This window comes from Sphingomonas sp. LH128 (assembly GCF_000293195.2).
GTDB lineage: Bacteria > Pseudomonadota > Alphaproteobacteria > Sphingomonadales > Sphingomonadaceae > Novosphingobium > Novosphingobium resinovorum_A.
In genome coordinates, this window is sequence record NZ_ALVC01000140.1 from 1 (window position 1) to 15,083 (window position 15,083).

General features: G+C 67.6%; 15 protein-coding genes. 12 read left to right on the forward strand and 3 right to left on the reverse strand.

Annotation, left to right across the window (positions count from 1 at the left end; all coding sequences use genetic code 11):
* The coding region (locus tag LH128_RS11840) for a DUF736 domain-containing protein (protein ID WP_008829866.1) at positions 1–462 on the forward strand (462 nt) is incomplete at its 5' end.
* 129 nt (positions 463–591) lie between these two features.
* Here the strand turns inward: LH128_RS11840 and LH128_RS11845 are convergent.
* On the reverse strand, positions 592–1,899 hold the full coding sequence (locus tag LH128_RS11845; protein WP_008829867.1) for an SLC13 family permease: 1,308 nt from the start codon (positions 1,897–1,899) through the stop codon (positions 592–594).
* 102 nt (positions 1,900–2,001) lie between these two features.
* Between LH128_RS11845 and LH128_RS33365 the strand changes: the two genes are divergently transcribed.
* From LH128_RS33365 to LH128_RS11860, 3 genes are all read left to right on the forward strand, one after another.
* Entirely contained in the window at positions 2,002–2,928 is a 927-nt protein-coding gene (locus LH128_RS33365; RefSeq protein ID WP_051211480.1) for a hypothetical protein, read from the forward strand.
* A 494-nt stretch (positions 2,929–3,422) separates the two neighbouring features.
* Positions 3,423–3,749 carry a single-stranded DNA-binding protein gene (locus LH128_RS11855; RefSeq protein ID WP_008829869.1) on the forward strand — a complete coding sequence of 109 codons (327 nt, stop codon included), beginning with the start codon at positions 3,423–3,425 and terminating at the stop codon, positions 3,747–3,749.
* A gap of 94 nt (positions 3,750–3,843) precedes the next feature.
* Entirely contained in the window at positions 3,844–4,716 is an 873-nt protein-coding gene (locus tag LH128_RS11860; protein WP_037519162.1) for an NYN domain-containing protein, read from the forward strand.
* Positions 4,717–4,737: 21 nt separating this feature from the next.
* On the opposite strand, the gene LH128_RS11865 is transcribed toward LH128_RS11860, so the two are convergent.
* Positions 4,738–4,953, reverse strand: a complete 216-nt coding sequence (locus LH128_RS11865; protein WP_008829871.1) for a hypothetical protein — start codon at positions 4,951–4,953, stop codon at positions 4,738–4,740.
* A gap of 549 nt (positions 4,954–5,502) precedes the next feature.
* Between LH128_RS11865 and LH128_RS11870 the strand changes: the two genes are divergently transcribed.
* From LH128_RS11870 to LH128_RS11885, 4 genes are all read left to right on the forward strand, one after another.
* The gene (locus LH128_RS11870; protein ID WP_008829872.1) at positions 5,503–6,477 is read left to right on the forward strand and encodes a DUF2493 domain-containing protein; all 975 of its coding nucleotides are present in this window, start codon (positions 5,503–5,505) and stop codon (positions 6,475–6,477) included.
* Positions 6,478–6,680: 203 nt separating this feature from the next.
* Positions 6,681–7,088, forward strand: coding sequence for a hypothetical protein (locus LH128_RS11875; protein ID WP_008829873.1), 408 nt, complete (start codon positions 6,681–6,683; stop codon positions 7,086–7,088).
* Complete coding sequence (locus tag LH128_RS11880) at positions 7,085–7,321, forward strand: hypothetical protein (RefSeq protein ID WP_129965726.1); 237 nt, start codon at positions 7,085–7,087, stop codon at positions 7,319–7,321. Before LH128_RS11875 ends, LH128_RS11880 begins: the two co-directional genes overlap by 4 nt.
* A 544-nt stretch (positions 7,322–7,865) precedes the next feature.
* Positions 7,866–8,090: a hypothetical protein gene (locus LH128_RS11885; RefSeq protein ID WP_008829875.1), complete on the forward strand. Its 225-nt coding sequence runs from the start codon at positions 7,866–7,868 to the stop codon at positions 8,088–8,090.
* A gap of 114 nt (positions 8,091–8,204) precedes the next feature.
* Here LH128_RS11885 and LH128_RS11890 read toward each other — a convergent pair whose 3' ends face one another.
* Positions 8,205–8,423 carry a hypothetical protein gene (locus tag LH128_RS11890; RefSeq protein ID WP_008829876.1) on the reverse strand — a complete coding sequence of 73 codons (219 nt, stop codon included), beginning with the start codon at positions 8,421–8,423 and terminating at the stop codon, positions 8,205–8,207.
* A gap of 805 nt (positions 8,424–9,228) precedes the next feature.
* Between LH128_RS11890 and LH128_RS11895 the strand changes: the two genes are divergently transcribed.
* From LH128_RS11895 to LH128_RS11910, 4 genes are read left to right on the forward strand one after another with little or no spacing between them, the layout of a single operon-like run.
* Positions 9,229–9,519, forward strand: a complete 291-nt coding sequence (locus LH128_RS11895) for a hypothetical protein (protein WP_008829877.1) — start codon at positions 9,229–9,231, stop codon at positions 9,517–9,519.
* Positions 9,509–11,800 (forward strand): type IV secretion system DNA-binding domain-containing protein, encoded by a 2,292-nt coding sequence (locus tag LH128_RS11900; protein ID WP_008829878.1) that lies wholly within the window; start codon positions 9,509–9,511, stop codon positions 11,798–11,800. The genes LH128_RS11895 and LH128_RS11900 overlap by 11 nt, the downstream gene beginning before the upstream one ends.
* A gap of 1 nt (position 11,801) precedes the next feature.
* Positions 11,802–14,834: a MobF family relaxase gene (gene mobF / locus LH128_RS11905; RefSeq protein WP_008829879.1), complete on the forward strand. Its 3,033-nt coding sequence runs from the start codon at positions 11,802–11,804 to the stop codon at positions 14,832–14,834.
* 43 nt (positions 14,835–14,877) lie between these two features.
* On the forward strand, positions 14,878–15,081 hold the full coding sequence (locus LH128_RS11910; RefSeq protein WP_008829880.1) for a hypothetical protein: 204 nt from the start codon (positions 14,878–14,880) through the stop codon (positions 15,079–15,081).
* Positions 15,082–15,083 lie beyond the last annotated feature (2 nt).

A 15,083-nucleotide genomic window follows, 5' to 3' on the forward strand; every position in this document is an offset into this window, starting at 1 on the left:
ACGGTCGAGCTCACCATCGCGCTCCGCCCGGTCCACTCGGCCAATCCCAATGCGCCCAAGTTCGAGGTGATGGCGCTGTCGGCCGCGCGCGCCTGGGTCCGCGTCGGCGCACTGTTCGAGCTCGCCTCGCGCGAGAGCGGCCTAATCTTCTACAATGGCAAGATCGAGGATCCGAGTTTCGCCCAGCCGCTCTATGTCTCGCTGTTCCAGCAGCAGGACGGCTCCTACAATGTCGTCTGGTCGCGCCCCTCGCGCCGCCGCGAACTTCCCGCCGAAATGGCGATGCCAGCCGACGATGGCCTGCCGCCGCTGCCGGGCGACGACGCCTCCCAGGCCGCACACGGCGAGCCCGAGGGGCTGGGCGCCTCGACCGCCGGCGACGATTTTGGCGGTGATGACGCACAGGCACTCGCCCAGGGCCGCCGCGGCCGCCGCCAGCGCGCGGTCGAAACCGCCGATTGACCGCAACCATCCTCTTCCCTTTCCGCGCCGCGCCTCCGGCGCGGAAAGCCCCTGGCAGGATCCGCCGCGGTTCCCCCGCGCAGCGGGTCCTGTCCTTATTCCGCCTGGAAAGGGCCGACCCAGTCCGGCTCAGAACGGAAAAAAGGCCTGGATCGCGAGGATCGCCACGGTCGCGGTCAGGAGGTTGAGCGGCAGGCCGACCCGGACGAAGTCCATATAGCGATAGCCCGCCATCTGGTAGACGATGACATTGGTCTGGTAGCCGAAAGGGGTCGCGAAAGCGGCGCTCGCAGCCATCATGACTCCGACCAGAAAGGGCCGCGGGCTGACGCCGAGACTGTCGGCCAGCGCCACGGCGACAGGCGTCACGAGCACCGCCACGGTCGCGTTGGACAGAAGCTCGGTCAGCACCATCGTGGCGAGGTAGAGCACGATCAGCGCGACCAGCGGGCTCAGCCCGTGGACGCTGGAAATCAGGAACTCCGAGGCCTCGCCCGCCAGCCCGCTCGATTCCATGGCGATGCCGATCACCACCATGCCCGCTATGAGGATCAGGATTTCCGGACGCAGTCCGCCATAGGCCTCGTCGGCGCTGATCACGCGCAGCAGGATCAGAAGGACCGCGCCGCTGAGCGCCGTCGCCGCGATCGGTGCGACCCCGAACGCCGCCAGCGCGATCGCGCCGGCAAAGATCGCAAAGGCCATCGCGGCCTTGAGCGGTTGGAAGGGGCGCTTTTGCGCGAACAGCGTCGCGTCGCCGACCTGGGCATTGCCGATATGGACGGGTTCGAGCGGCCCAGGCTCGCGGTCCCGCTCGTCGCTCTCATGCGCCCGCAGCAGCCGGCCGCTGACGAAATAGAGATAGAGCCCGCCGACCAGGGCGATCGGCAGGCCCACGGGCGTGATCTCGAAAATGCCGAAGCGCGCCTGTCCGGCAATGCTCGCCATGTCGTCGACGAGAAGGTTCGTCGAAGTGCCCACCAGCGTGCAGCAGCCGGTGAGGACGGTGATGTAGGACAGCGGCATCAGATAGCGCTTGGGCGACTGTCCCAGGGTGCGCGCGATATCGCGGATCACCGGCGCGCCCAGCACCACGATCGGCGTCGAATTGAGAAAACAGGAGAGGCCGCCGATCATCGAGAGGAGCAGCCACACCCCCTTGGCGCCCAGGCGCCGGCAGAGACCGACGCCGAGTTCGATGGCGCGGTCGAGCAGGCCTGAGAGCTCCAGCGCATAGGCAATGACGAACAGCGAGGCGAGGGCGATGATGGCGGGACTGGCAAAAGCGCCCTGCACGTCGACCGGTCGCACGACCCCGGTCATGAGGAGGATCGCCGCGCCTGCAAGCGCCACGACGTCGGCGCGCAGCCGGTCCCAGATCATCACGCCGACCACGCCGACCAGCACGAGCAAGGTGAGAATTTGATCGATCGTCATCGCGTCCCTGCCTCGAACCCAGGTCAGCCCCTGTCAACGCCCGGTCAAAAGAAACAGGCCGGGCGGGGTGGAGCCGGCCTTGCAATTTGGTATCACCCGGACATGCGCGAGCCCAATCTCAGGACCAGCCGTCTTGCCATTGCCGGCGGCCTCGTGGCCGCGCTCGCGCTGGCGGGCGGGGGATTCCTGCTCGGGCGCAGTACGTCGCCGAGGCCAGACAGCGCGCCGCCGCCCGCGCTCCAGCCCGCGCCGCCGTCGCCGGCCCAGCCTGAACCGCCGCATATTCTGGGCCGCGCGGACCTCCTCGCGCTCGCCGCCAAGGCGGCCGATGCCGCCGCATCGGGGCAGGCGCTGCCGACCGGCCTGCAGGGCAAGCGGTTCGAGCTCGCCCTCCCTTTCGGCTGTGCCGGGCCTGCCGCTGCCGACAGCGCCGCGCCCGTGCGCTGGCGCTATGACGCCGCGCAGCAGACCCTGCGCGTTCATGTCGCGCCCGCCCGCTGGTCGCTGGCCGACTGGGGGCTTGCTCCGGATAAGGGCGGGGACGGGACGAGCGGCGAAGGGGATACGGGCGTCGACGCCAGGGCGGGGGAAGCGGCCGGGCAGGCCCGGCTCGAGGGCTTCTGGATCGAGCGGCCCTGGTCTAGCGCCGAGACCTGTCCGCCCGTTCCTCCCGGACCGGCTGCAAGCGAGGGTGCATCTGCGCCCCTGCTCCCGCCTGAGCAGACGCTGGCCTTTGCGCAATGGCGCACCGAGGCAGGGCGCACCGATACGGCGCGGGCCGGGCGGGCCTATGACCTGGTCAAGCGCTTGGCGCCGGACGCAGCGCCCGGGCCGAAGGGGCTCCGTATCCGGCTCATCGGCCGGGTCGCCCGCCTTCCGGATGGCGGCAGCCTGCGCTGCACCCAGGCCGCCGGGCCGGGTCAGCGCCCGGTGTGCCTGCTCGCCGTCACGCTCGACGAGGTGCGCATCGAGAACCCCGCCGATGAGGCTGTGCTCGGCACCTGGGCGGAGGCTATCGTCCAACCCTGACCGCGCACGGGCGTCGATGCGGAGCTCCCGCCCAAGCCGATAGCCCGGGCGGGCGAGGGCCGCCTGCTTCGCGCAAGGTCGCCGGGCCCCGGGGCCGCATCGTATCTCAAGGGAACCCGTCGGCGCGCCATTGGTCGCTCGCCCTGCGCCCGCGTCGGGGTCGGTCTGCCGGCGCATGAGCCTCGCCCGCCGCGCCGGGTGCCAGGGCCAGCGCCACAGGGTTCCGATCCTTGGGGGCGGCCAGATGATTGTCCGGTCACCGCCGGCCAGGGCTGCCAGCGTCCCTTCCGCGCCGTTGACGTGACACCTGCGGCGAGGGGACCGGGCCCGGCAACCCCGTTCCAGGCGCCCGTGTTGCCGCTGCGCGGCGGCCCGCGCCAGCGCCTTCCAGGGGTTCCCCTCCCGCGCTGCGCGCGTCGGTGCAGGTCCCAGCCCCACGCCGCCAATCGGTGTCACCGGCGGGAAGGAACGCCGGCAACCCAAGGAGGCTCATCATGAACGAAGTCAATCTCACCGGCCGCGTCGCCAAGGATCCGCAGACCCCCTCGGGCAATGGCCCCGTCACCCTCATCGTCGCGACCGACCGGGTCAAGCTCAAGGACGGCAAGACCTATATCGACGAGGCGACCGGCTACACGGCCAAGACCACCGAGTTCCACAAGGTCACCTGCTTCAACGGCCAGGGCAAGGCCGCGGCCACGCGCAAGAAGGGCGACGTCGTCGCCATTTCGGGCTATCTGCACTATTCGAGCTGGGAAGACCGCGACGGCAACGCCCGCTACGGCGCCGAGGTCATCGCCGACCGGCTCCACTTCTTCTGACAGGCGCCGGGCGGCGCCCATGCGCCGCCCTTCGCTGGCCACAGGTGCGCATCCCTCGCGCGCCTGCGGCACTCTCTTGCACAAAGGACCGCTCTTGGAACCCGACACGCCCCTCGCCGCCACACCCAGCCGCCGCATCGCGCTTCTCATCGACGCCGACAATGTGAGCCATGCCAAGATCGGGGCCATCCTCGCCGAGCTCAGCAAATATGGCACCGCCAATATCCGCCGCGCCTATGGCAACTGGGCGGCGGCGACGCTCAAGGGCTGGACCGGAAAGCTCCACGATTTCGCGATCCGTCCGATCCAGCAGTTCAGCTATTCCACCGGCAAGAACGCCACCGATATCGCGCTCGTCATCGACGCGATGGAACTGCTCTATACTCAGGACCTGGACGCCTTCGCGATCGCGTCGAGCGATGCCGACTTCACGCCGCTGATCATGCAGCTCAAGGCCAATGGCCATGAGGTCTACGGGTTCGGCGAGCGCAAGACGCCGACGCCTTTCGTCAACGCCTGCACTACTTTCCTCTTCCTTGACGGCCTCGAGGACAGCACCCCGCCTGCCGAAGCGGAGGTAGAGGCTCCGGCTGCTGCGCAGCCGAAGGGGCGCGGTCGCCGCAAGGCGGCGCCTGCCACTGCGCCGGCGGCTGCCGCCGCGCCTGCCGCTCCGCCAGAAGCGCCGACGACGCCCGGCGCCAAGTCGCTCGCGCAGGACAGCAAGCTCATCACCACCCTGCGCGGCGCGGTCGAGGCCGCCGCCCGCGACGATGGCTGGGCGCACATGGCGGCGGCCGGCAGCGCGGTAAAGCGCCAGGCGCCGATCGATCCGCGCAACTATGGGGTCAAGAATTTCCCCCGGCTGTTCGAGGCGACCGGCCTGTTCGTCATCATGAAGGGCGACAACGGCCAGACCTATGTCGCGGACAAGCGCAACACCGACCGCGCGGCCAAGCCCGGCGGCTAGGCCGGATACCGGGCCGGGCGCTCAGCGCGGCCCGGCCTGCGCCCGCAGATGGGCGATGATCCGCGTCCATTCCTCGCCATGGGCCACGCCCGGGTCCGCGATCGCGGCGAGGACGGTCCGGACCTGCGGCAGGAAGCTTTGCCACATCGGCGCGCCTTCGAAGCGGATATCGCACGCCAGGCCCTCCGCCTCGCACAGCGCCCGCGCGGCGCGCTCGCTGCCCCTGCCTTTGACCATGATCTTGGTATCCCGGATTTGCCGCCGCCCGAGTCCCTGACCGGCGTCCGGTCTCGAAAATAGTCCTCTGGCCTGGCCCGCGCCAGCGATCTTGCGGGCAGGGCGATCCTCGATAGTCCGGGCCGGGTTGGATATCCCGTCGTCGGCGTGGCGGGGCGCGGTGAACGGGATGGGGACGACGCATCCCGGCCGCCGGCCGGGACCGGCGCTCTAGTCGCTGGCGCTCCCGGAGCCGCGCCTGCGCCGCGTCTCCGCCCTGCCGGGTGACGATCACCTTGCGGGGGCGCCAACCGGATCCACCAGTTTTCTATTTATCTCTCTCTAGTCGTCCAAGTGTGGCGTGCGGGGATCGGCGCTCGTCAAGGATGAGCGGTCCCCCCAATTTTGACGGGGCCGCCGCGTGCCGCGCCGACTCCGACAAAATCGGTTCCCCCACTCCCCGCAGAGCGGCGGCGACCGGAGACCGGTCGCCGTCCCTGACCAGCTTGACCGCCGCACGCCCGGAGGAGGGCCTCATCGAACGGATGAGACACTCACACGGAGGCACTCATGACCAACTTCACCAACTTCGCCGATCTCGCCAGCTTCATCGCCGCAAGCCGCGACAATGACGACGCCAGCCGCAATTATGGAGCCGCCTTCATCGAGCATAGCGAGATGGCCAAGCTCTCCATCGTCGAGGCGCCCGAAGCGCTCGACATGCCCGACCCGGAGCAGGTCCGCGCCGCGGTCGACATGATGATGCAGACGATGTTCGACGTCCTGCGCGACACCAGGATGGAGGCCTATGCCGCCGATCTCGCCTGGGGCTTTGCCAACAGCTTCCATGTCGTGGCCAAGCGCATCGAGGGCCGCGAGGATGACGCCGCCAAGGCGCTCGGGGAGCTCGCGCGCCACTACGACCCCTCGGAAATCTACGCGACGGAACTCGAGGACACGCAGCTGCTCTGCCAGACGCTGCAGGGATGCCGCGAAGCGATGGAATGCATGCGCGACCATGCCGCCGAAGTCTACCGGGTCGAGACCGGCAAGCCCTTCTCGCCCGTCAAAGGCAGCCGGGTATCCTCCGCGCTCAGCGCCTCGATGATCGACGCGCGCGATTATCTCGCAGGACGGGCCCGGACGCGCCGCGAACAGTTCGCGCCCGATGGTCCGGTGGTGATCTTCTCGGGCGGCCAGGTCTGGGAAGATCATGACCTGCTCTACAAGGGCCTCGACCGCATCAAGACGCGCATCCCCGAGATGATCCTCGCCACGACCGCGCAGGCCAAGGGCTGCGATGCCATCGCCCACGCCTGGGCCGCCGCTCGCGGCGTCAAGGTCATCCAGTTCCGCCTGGACCGCAGCCAGGGCAACCGCGCCGCCTTCGTCCGCAACGACCGGCTGGTGAACCTCAAGCCCGTCGAAGCGGTCATCTGCGAGGGCTCGGGCATCCAGATGAACCTCGCCCAGAAGCTGCGCCAGGCGGGGGTTCCGCTCCACGTCGTCAATCTCGCCCACCAGCGGACGGCCAAGCGGGCATGAGCCCATCGGAGAGGCTCCGGCTCAGGCCGGGGCCTCTCCTCCTTCTTTTCGTCTGGCAGGGCGGCGCGCCGGGGCATCGAACCCCGTCGCGCCGCGCCGAAGGCGACCCTGAAACCTCTATCGGCGGGCTCTGGAGACCGGCCCGCAAAGCCCAAAGAAAAGAGGGGTGGAAAGGCGCGAGCCAACAGACAAGGAGAGCTCCCATGTCGATCCCGTTTCGCAATGCCGCCGCCGCGTCCACGATCCAATATCGCCCGCTCGTGGCCCGCATCACCGCGCGACACTATGCCCGCCTGCGTACCTATCTCGAAGCCGAAGCCCTCCGGCAGGGTCTCGACCTCCTGCGGCAGAAGGAGGGCGACGAGCACGCGCTGGACTATGCGCTGAGCGCCCGCGTCGACACGCTGGCCCTGGCCGCCCTCGCCAAGCTCTTCGACTATGACGCCCATGTAATCGCGGTCCTCGACGAAGCGCAGTTCACGCGCGCGCAGATCCGGACCCGCCGCCTGCCGATGAGCGGCGACATTCTGCTCGAAATAGGCGGGCAGGGCGCGGTCGACGGCGCCGGTATGAGCGCGACGGAACCGGCAGGCCAGGGCGGGACACGATGAGACGCCGGGCACGTCCTTTGAAGCCCGAACGCGCGCCGCGCCTCGACCTTCTGACGCTGCTCGGCCCCGCGCCGGTCGATGTCTTGTGGGAAGCGGAAAAAGCCGGCTGGCGCGCCTTCGTCATGGGCCATGGCGGGAGCGGCTACCGGCGGGGCAGCGCGAGAGATCAAGCCTGGCAGCGGGGCTTCGACGCGGCGGCGGCAAGTCGCGATCCCGCCAGCCTGATGCTTTAGGCAAATAGCTGCCAAAGCCGACGCAATTCGCCAACTATTCGTGCATCCTTTGATGCTACAAACCCGGTGCGACCCGAGGGACTCGCGGCTTTTGTTGCGAGCAACCCAAACTTGAGGCGATCCCTGCATCATCAGGGGTCGCCTTTTTCTTGGCGCGATGCCCATGAACCCGGTCTGAACCCCCGCCCGTTGCTGCGAACTCCCGCTTCGAGCGGCCACCCCCGCGCCGGTTCGCCCGGCTCGCTCGCGACCCCCAAGCGGACCCTTCGGTCCGCGGGCCGCTCGCCTCGGCCGGGGCGCCCCCACGAGAGGAAAATATCTCTCACAGACCTCCCATGATGTCAGCCGTCCGGGACCGCCTCAAGGATCGACGGTCCCCCCAATTTTGCCCTGGCCGCCGCTCCGCTTCGCTCCACGGCAACCAGGACAAAATCGGCACCCCCGTCGCCCGCTTCGCGGCCGCCGGCGATGCCGGCGGTCCTTGACCCGATCCCGGACGGCCGACGGCCACTCCCCTGTCCTTCAAGACAAGAGGAGAAAGACGATGCACACCCATATGACCAGCGCCGCCGCCGACAACGCCGCCTTCTTCGCCGCCGTCGCCTGCGCACAGCGCCGCGCGCTCCACAGCTTCTTCGACCAGCATGTCATCCAGGAGAGCGAGGGCCGCTACATCAGCATCGACGAAGGCGACTATGACGCGCTGCCGATGACGCTCATCGACCGGGTGGTGCACACCGTGCCGGGCGGTCTGTCGGACGAATATTGAAACCGAGGGGAGGGGCCGCAAGGCCTCTCCTTTTTTGCTGCTCGGGACAGACGGACGCGGGGGGCATCGAGCCCCCCGCGTCCGTGCCGCGCCGGTCGGCGCGGCGGGGTCGTTTCAGGCGGCGAGGCGTTTGGTGACTTCCTCGAAACCGAGCTTCTTCACCTGCGCGGCGAAGGCCTCGATCCTATCGAGCGGGAGCTTGAACAGCCCCGCCTTGTCGAGGGCCGCCAGCGCCGCGTCGCGCTCGCGTTCCGCGAGCCGCTTGCGGCGATCGGCCAGCCGCTCTTCGTCGGCGGCAATGGCCGCGCGTTCATCGTCCAGGGATTTCGCCATAGGAAGGCCTTTCGTTCAAGCTGATCGGGCTGTGAACGCGCCTCTCCTATAAGCGATGGAGAGGCCCGGCGGAAGACAGGAAAGGGATTGCTGGGCGCATCGGGCCGAGCCCGATGACGGCTCTATTCGCTAGGCCGCCGCCGACCCCTGCGGGGCCTGTCCCCGGCCAAGCTCTCGGAGCCGATGCGAACGCCTCGTCTCCGCCCATCCGGGTGACGATCCTCGCCTGGGGCGGGGGACGTTTCGCCCCCGCTGCCAAAGCGACGAAGACCTCACGCAGGCGGGCCTGCAGGTTCCTCTTGCGTCGGAGCAAAAGAACGCTGCCTGCGCATTTGAGGCGGACGTCCGAAGGGCCAGTCGGGACCGACAACGTGTCACCGCTCGCACGACCGCGCCGCTTTATGCCGCACTGGCGCCTCAAAGCGCCGCACCTGCCAGCCTGACCCAGGCAAGTTCCGCCGCAAAGGGCGGAGCAGTACCCGCCGGAGGCCGGTTCCTTCCCCTCATAGACGACGACCCGAACGTCCCAGGGCAACGGGGCGAACTCTCAGGATTTTAGCACACCCTACGCAGCAAGCTGCAGGAAATAAGCCGGCAATCCAACGGGTTACGGCTGATGGGTGCGTGTTTACACTGTATGACGCGCGCGGCCGAAGTAATAATGCGCTCTAATTCAATATCTTAGCCGTCATCACTGTTTACGGCGGCCTTCCTGACCGCGCCTATTCTTGCGGAGCGTCGCGCTCTCCTCTATAAGCGGCATCGCGCTTTCAAGCTCCACCAGCCTCTCTGCTAGGAGGCTGGCTTGTCCCACAGTTCGAAGATCGTCTCGCTGCGCATGGCGCGAGACCGGTTCGACCGTCTCGTCGCGGTCGCCGATGCGCGTCACTGTCGGCCGTCCGACGTCATCCGCAGCGCCATCGATGCCTATCTCGGCGGGGCCTCGGTCCTGACTGCCAGCCAGCTTCGTCTCGCCCGCATCGGCGAGTTCCAGCAACTCGCCCTCGACATCATCATCCGCGAGCAATTTCCCGAGTTTCGCGACCGCATCGTCGCGGAAACCGACAAGCGCCTGGAGCAGTATCATGGCGCGTAAAAACGACATCCGCACAGACGGCCGGGCCATCCCCTTGACCCATCACAGCGCGCGCGGACGCGTGCAGCGCAATTCGGGCAATTTCACCCGCGGCTCGCAGCTTCTCACCCACGAACTTCTGATGTGGTTCTCGGGCGCGAAACTGCCCATCCTGATGTGGTTCTTCCTGTTCGCGGCCGCCTGGTTCGTGATCATGTCGATCAAGCTCGACGAGCACGGCTTCCAGCTCATCTGCATGAAGATTTATGCCGCGCTCTGGAACTGGGTCGACCTCAACCCCAACAAGCGCGTCAACGTCACCCTGCCGAGCGGCGAGGTCATGCGTACGGTGATGCCCGCGGTGCCTTATATCGCCGAGGTCATCCAGGCCTGGAAGATCGCGATGAAAGGCCTTCTGGCGGCCTTCTTCGTATCCATCTTCATCACCATCCCGGTCGCACTCTGGTTCGTCGATCTTTCGCGCCGGCGGGGCAAGACGATCCTTCAGGAACGCCACGAGCGCGGAGCCATGCTGGTCGCCCGCCACGTGCTTCTCAACGAGATCAGCCAGCACAATTACGCGAAGTTCGAAGAGGAGGCGCAGGATCGCCTGCCCGGCCTCGCCCCGGCCAAGATTCTCGACATGCCGTTTCGTGCACGCAAGGCGGCGGGCATCCATCACCCCTATACGCTTGCGGGCATCCCTTATCCGCATCGCACCGAGCAGTCGCATACCATGCTCATCGGTACGACCGGATCGGGCAAGACGACCGAACTCAGGAGCCTGGTTTCGCAGATGCGAGCCCGCGAGGACACGGCCGTCATCTTCGATCTCACCGGCGCCTATGTCGAAGCCTTCTACGATTCCGCGCGCGATACGATCCTCAACCCGATGGACGCGCGCTGCCCGGCCTGGTCGATCTTCAACGACTGCACCACGCATAGCGAATTCACTGCTGCGGCGGCAGCGCTCATTCCCTCGGACGGCGGCTCTGCCGAACCCTTCTGGGCGCTCGCGGCGCGCACCCTCTTCATCGAGATGTGCATCCGGCTCCAGGAGCGCGGCGCGACGACCAATCTCGCGCTTTCCGAGAACCTGATGACGGCCGACCTGAAGCGGGTTCACCGCTTCCTTGCCAACACGATCGCGGACCCGCTCACCGCGCCGGAAGCGGCACGCATGGCGGAATCGATCCGCGCGGTCTTCAATACCAATGCGCAGGTGCTGCGCTTCCTTCCCGACGAGGGGCCACGCTTCTCGATCTGCAACTGGATCACGACCGAGAAGAAGCCCGGCGCGATCCTGTTCATCACCTCCAACTATGTCGATCTGGCGATGAACCGGGCGCTGCTGACGCTGTGGATGGACATCGCCATCAACCGTCTCATGACCATGCCGCGCACCCGCGATCTGCGCACCTGGTTCATGTTCGACGAACTCGGCGCACTCCATCGTCTGCCCGCGATCGAGAACGGTCTCCAGACCGCCCGCGCGTTCGGCGGCGCGATGATCCTGGGGATCCACAGCTTCGAAAAACTGATCGAGGTCTATGGCGAGCAGGGTGCCCGCAATCTCGCCTCGCTCGCGCGCTCCAAGCTCATGCTCGCGACCGCCGATCTCGACACCGCCGAGCAATGCGCGCGCTACATCGGTAACCGCGAAGTGCGGCAGATGGATGAAGCCTATAGCTACGGCTACAACAACACGCGCGACGCCTCGACGCTGACGCCGCGCAAGCAGGTCGAGCCGCTCGTCATCGCGGACGACATCACCAACCTGCCCTCGATGCATGGTTTCGTGAAATTCCCCGACGGCTTTCCCGCCGCGCGCATCCAGCTCCAGTGGAAAGACTATCCCCAGGTCGCCCAGGGCTTCATCGCCCGGCCCAATCTCCAGCCGGTGCGATCAAGGCGCGGAGAGGAGGCGTTCGAGGGGAGCGATGGGGGCGAAGCGGGCGGGCGCGATGGCGCCGCGCAGGTGATCGGGGAGGTTGCCGATCCCGTCAATCTGGCCAAGGAACTTGCCGCCAATATCCTGTCGGCCGAGGTCGAGGATGAGCATGATGAAGCGGCCCGCCGGGCGCAGCGTGCGACCGAGAGCGACGAGCGGCCAGCAACCCCCACGCACGCCGCCGACAAGGCACAGGCAGCGCGCGCTGCGACCGAGGATCCTCAGAGCGTGCCGCGCGATCGCGACGGGCGGGGTCAACCTGCGCCAGCGCCCCAGGTCGAGGATCAGACGCTGGTCGAGCTAAGGCAGGCGTTCGGGCGCGAGGACGACGGCATGGACATGGGGATCTGACATGCTGTCGGTCGCCTCGGTCCGCTCCGCTTCGGGCGCCGCGAACTATTTCGCGAAGGACGACTATTACACGGTCGAAGGATCCTCCGAGATCAGCGCCTGGGGCGGGGAGGGCGCGGGGGCGCTCGGGCTGTCGGGAGAAGTGGGCAAGGATGCGTTCGAGGGCATGCTCAACGGCATCCTGCCTTCGGGAGAAGGGGTGGCTCAAGTGGAGAACCGGCGGGCCGGCCTCGACCTCACCTTCTCCATGCCCAAGTCAGCCTCGATCCTGGCCTATGTGGCGGGCGACAAGCGCATTCTCGCCGCCAACATGGCGGCGGTCCAGAAGACGATGGCCTGGGTCGAGAAAAACCTCGCCGAAGGTCGCAAGGATATCGGCGGGCGGACCGTTCCTGTCGCGACCGGCAACCTCGTGTATGCCCTCTTCCAGCACGACACGAGCCGCGCCCTCGATCCCCAGGGCCATATCCATGCAGTGATCGCCGACCTGACCCGTTTGCCCGACGGCAAATGGCAAGCGCTCCACGCGGACAAGATCTGGAGCCATAACACCGTCATCGGCTCGATCTACCACGCCTATCTGCGCGAAGGCATCGAGCAGCTCGGTTTCAGGATCGAGGCGCTCGGCAAGCACGGCACCTTCGAGATCGCCGGCGTACCGCGCAAGGTGATTGATGCCTACAGCCAGCGCCGCGAAGCGATCCTCGAAAAGGCGGCGGCGCTTGGCATCGTCTCGCACAAGGGCCGCGACCAGATCACCACCAATACCCGCGATCCCAAGCTCAATGTCGAGGATCGCGACGCCCTCAAGCAGGAATGGATCGACAAGGCGGCGTCGCTTGGATTCGACGGAAAGGCCCTCGTCGAGGGCGCCCTGGCGCGGTCCGATCGCCATGGGGCGCTCGGACCGCTCGAACGCGGCTACAAGGCGGTGACCGAGGCGATCGCCGCCGCCCGCGAGAAGCTCGGCGACCTGGTGCGGTCCGCGGATCCTCTGGTCGATCGCGGCCTTGCCCGCGTCACCCAGTCGCCCGCCATCGCGCGAGCCCAGCTCGCGGTCGCCTCGGCAGTCCGTATGCATAGCGAACGCGAGGCGGCCTTTCCCATCCATCGCCTTGCCAAGACCGCGCTCGACCTTGGCCTCAAGGACGTGACGATCGATCGGATCGAACAGCGGATCCAGCAACTCGTCGAGCGCGGCACGCTGCTCAGGGGACAGGAGCGCGCAGCCGACTTCATCACCACCCGGCAGGCACTAGCCACGGAAACCCAGATCCTGGCCCAGGTAGAGGCGGGCCGCGGACAGGCGAACCCAATCATCGACGCGTCCGAGGCGCCGGGCCGCCTGCAGGCCGTAGCGACGCAGCCCCTCAATACAGGCCAGCTCGCCGCCGCCACCTTGATCCTCGGCTCGGCCGACCGCACGGTCTCGATCCAGGGCATCGCCGGCGCCGGCAAGTCGACGATGCTTCAGGCCGTCGCCCGCGTGGCCGAGGCGGAAGGACGCGCCATCACCGGCCTTGCCTTCCAGAACAAGATGGTCGCGGACCTCGCCGAAGGCGCAGGCGTCCCTGCGCAAACCATCGCCTCTTTCGTGCTTGCCCATGAACGGTATGTCGCCGAACCGCAGGGCCCGGGCTATGATGCGGCGCGGGCGGCACATGCCGGATCGATGCTGGTCGTCGACGAGACCTCGATGGTGTCGTCGAACGATATGCTCACGCTCCACGCCATCGTCGAGACGCTTGGCGTCGACAAGCTCGTGCTGGTCGGTGACCGGCAGCAGCTCTCCTCGATCGATGCGGGCAAATCCTTCGCCATGATCCAGGCGGCGGGCGGCACGCTGGCCCGCATGGACGAGAATATCCGCCAGCGGACCGACGTCCTGCGCACCGTCGCCGCGCTTGCCAATATCGGCAAGGCAAGCGAGGCGATGCGGGTGCTGGGCGACAAGGTCATCGAAGCCTCCCAGCCCGCGGAACATGCCGCCGATCTCTGGCTGGCGCTCGATCCCGCGGAGCGCCAGGCGACTGCGGTCTTTGCCTCGGGGCGCGAGGCACGTGCGGCGATCAATGAGAGGATCCAGGCGGGTCTTGCCGCCGAAGGATCGCTGGAAGGGGAGGGCATCCACCTCACGGTCTATGAGCGGGTCAACACGACGCGCGAGGAACTGCGCTACGCGGCCACCTACCGCGCCGGCATGACGCTCGAGGTCGGTCGGGGCGGCGGCCAGGACGTAGGGCTCCGCGCCGGGCGCTACGATGTCCTGGCCGTCCACGCCAATGGCAAGGTCGAGCTGGGCGAAGGCCGCCGCCGAATACGTTTCGATCCGCAGAAATTGTCGCCGACCCAGACACGCGATCGCCTCCAGCTGACCGAGAAGAAGGATCTTCACCTGCGGGCGGGCGACCGCATACGCTGGACGGCCAACGACAAGCCGCGCGGCCTGACCAACGCCTCGCTCGCCCGGGTTGTCGCCGTCGATCGCGACAGCGTGACCGTCGAGACGGCGGGGAGGGACCGGCTCGTGCTCGCGTCTGGCGATCCCACGCTGAGCCGGGTGGACCTGGCCTATGCGCTCAACATGCACATGGCGCAGGGGATCACCACCGACAAGGCGATCACGGTCATGGATAGCCATGAGCGCAACCTGTCGAACCAGCGCCTCTTCAACGTCGGCGTCACGCGCGTGCGCGACGACCTCACCATGGTGGTCGACGACAAGGCGAAGCTCGAGCGGCAACTAGACCACAACCCCGGAAACAAGACCTCCGCGCTCGAGACCCTGGGCCGGCTCGAAATCGACGGTCCGGGAAGGGCGCAGGCATCCGGCCCATTCGATCCGGGACGCGTCGAGGGCGGACCTGGTCCCAAAGCGGCCGAAGGACTCGATGGCTTGCCGCCGGTGCCCCCGGCGGAAGGGCAGGCGGCAGCCAGGACGAAGTCTGATGATCTGAGCGCGCCGCGCCTCAAACCCGAACAAGCCGATCTGCTGCCCCCGCTGCCCGAACGCAGCCTGGGCCTCGATTTGTAAGCCGAGCGGCCCTCTGCCGCTCATGACCAAGGAGACGAGGATAATGTCTGGATGGGATTATGACGATGCCGGCAAGTTCGGCAGCGAAAAGGCGGCCGAGGATTTCGCGAAGGCCAATAACATCGACCCCAGCGACATCCGTACCCGGCGCAAGGGCGAGAGCGTCGAGCTCGAAATCCGGCGTTCCGCGCTCGATGGGCGCACGCTGCGCGATGGCGGCGAAGGCCGCCGCGACGGCTGGAACTGAGG

Coding starts and splice junctions, on each gene's coding strand:
- LH128_RS11845 (WP_008829867.1), bottom strand. CDS start 1,899: ATGACGATCGATCAAATTCTCACCTTGCTCGTGCTGGTCGGCGTGGTC.
- LH128_RS33365 (WP_051211480.1), top strand. CDS start 2,002: ATGCGCGAGCCCAATCTCAGGACCAGCCGTCTTGCCATTGCCGGCGGC.
- LH128_RS11855 (WP_008829869.1), top strand. CDS start 3,423: ATGAACGAAGTCAATCTCACCGGCCGCGTCGCCAAGGATCCGCAGACC.
- LH128_RS11865 (WP_008829871.1), bottom strand. CDS start 4,953: ATGGTCAAAGGCAGGGGCAGCGAGCGCGCCGCGCGGGCGCTGTGCGAG.
- LH128_RS11870 (WP_008829872.1), top strand. CDS start 5,503: ATGACCAACTTCACCAACTTCGCCGATCTCGCCAGCTTCATCGCCGCA.
- LH128_RS11875 (WP_008829873.1), top strand. CDS start 6,681: ATGTCGATCCCGTTTCGCAATGCCGCCGCCGCGTCCACGATCCAATAT.
- LH128_RS11880 (WP_129965726.1), top strand. CDS start 7,085: ATGAGACGCCGGGCACGTCCTTTGAAGCCCGAACGCGCGCCGCGCCTC.
- LH128_RS11885 (WP_008829875.1), top strand. CDS start 7,866: ATGCACACCCATATGACCAGCGCCGCCGCCGACAACGCCGCCTTCTTC.
- LH128_RS11890 (WP_008829876.1), bottom strand. CDS start 8,423: ATGGCGAAATCCCTGGACGATGAACGCGCGGCCATTGCCGCCGACGAA.
- LH128_RS11900 (WP_008829878.1), top strand. CDS start 9,509: ATGGCGCGTAAAAACGACATCCGCACAGACGGCCGGGCCATCCCCTTG.
- mobF (WP_008829879.1), top strand. CDS start 11,802: ATGCTGTCGGTCGCCTCGGTCCGCTCCGCTTCGGGCGCCGCGAACTAT.
- LH128_RS11910 (WP_008829880.1), top strand. CDS start 14,878: ATGTCTGGATGGGATTATGACGATGCCGGCAAGTTCGGCAGCGAAAAG.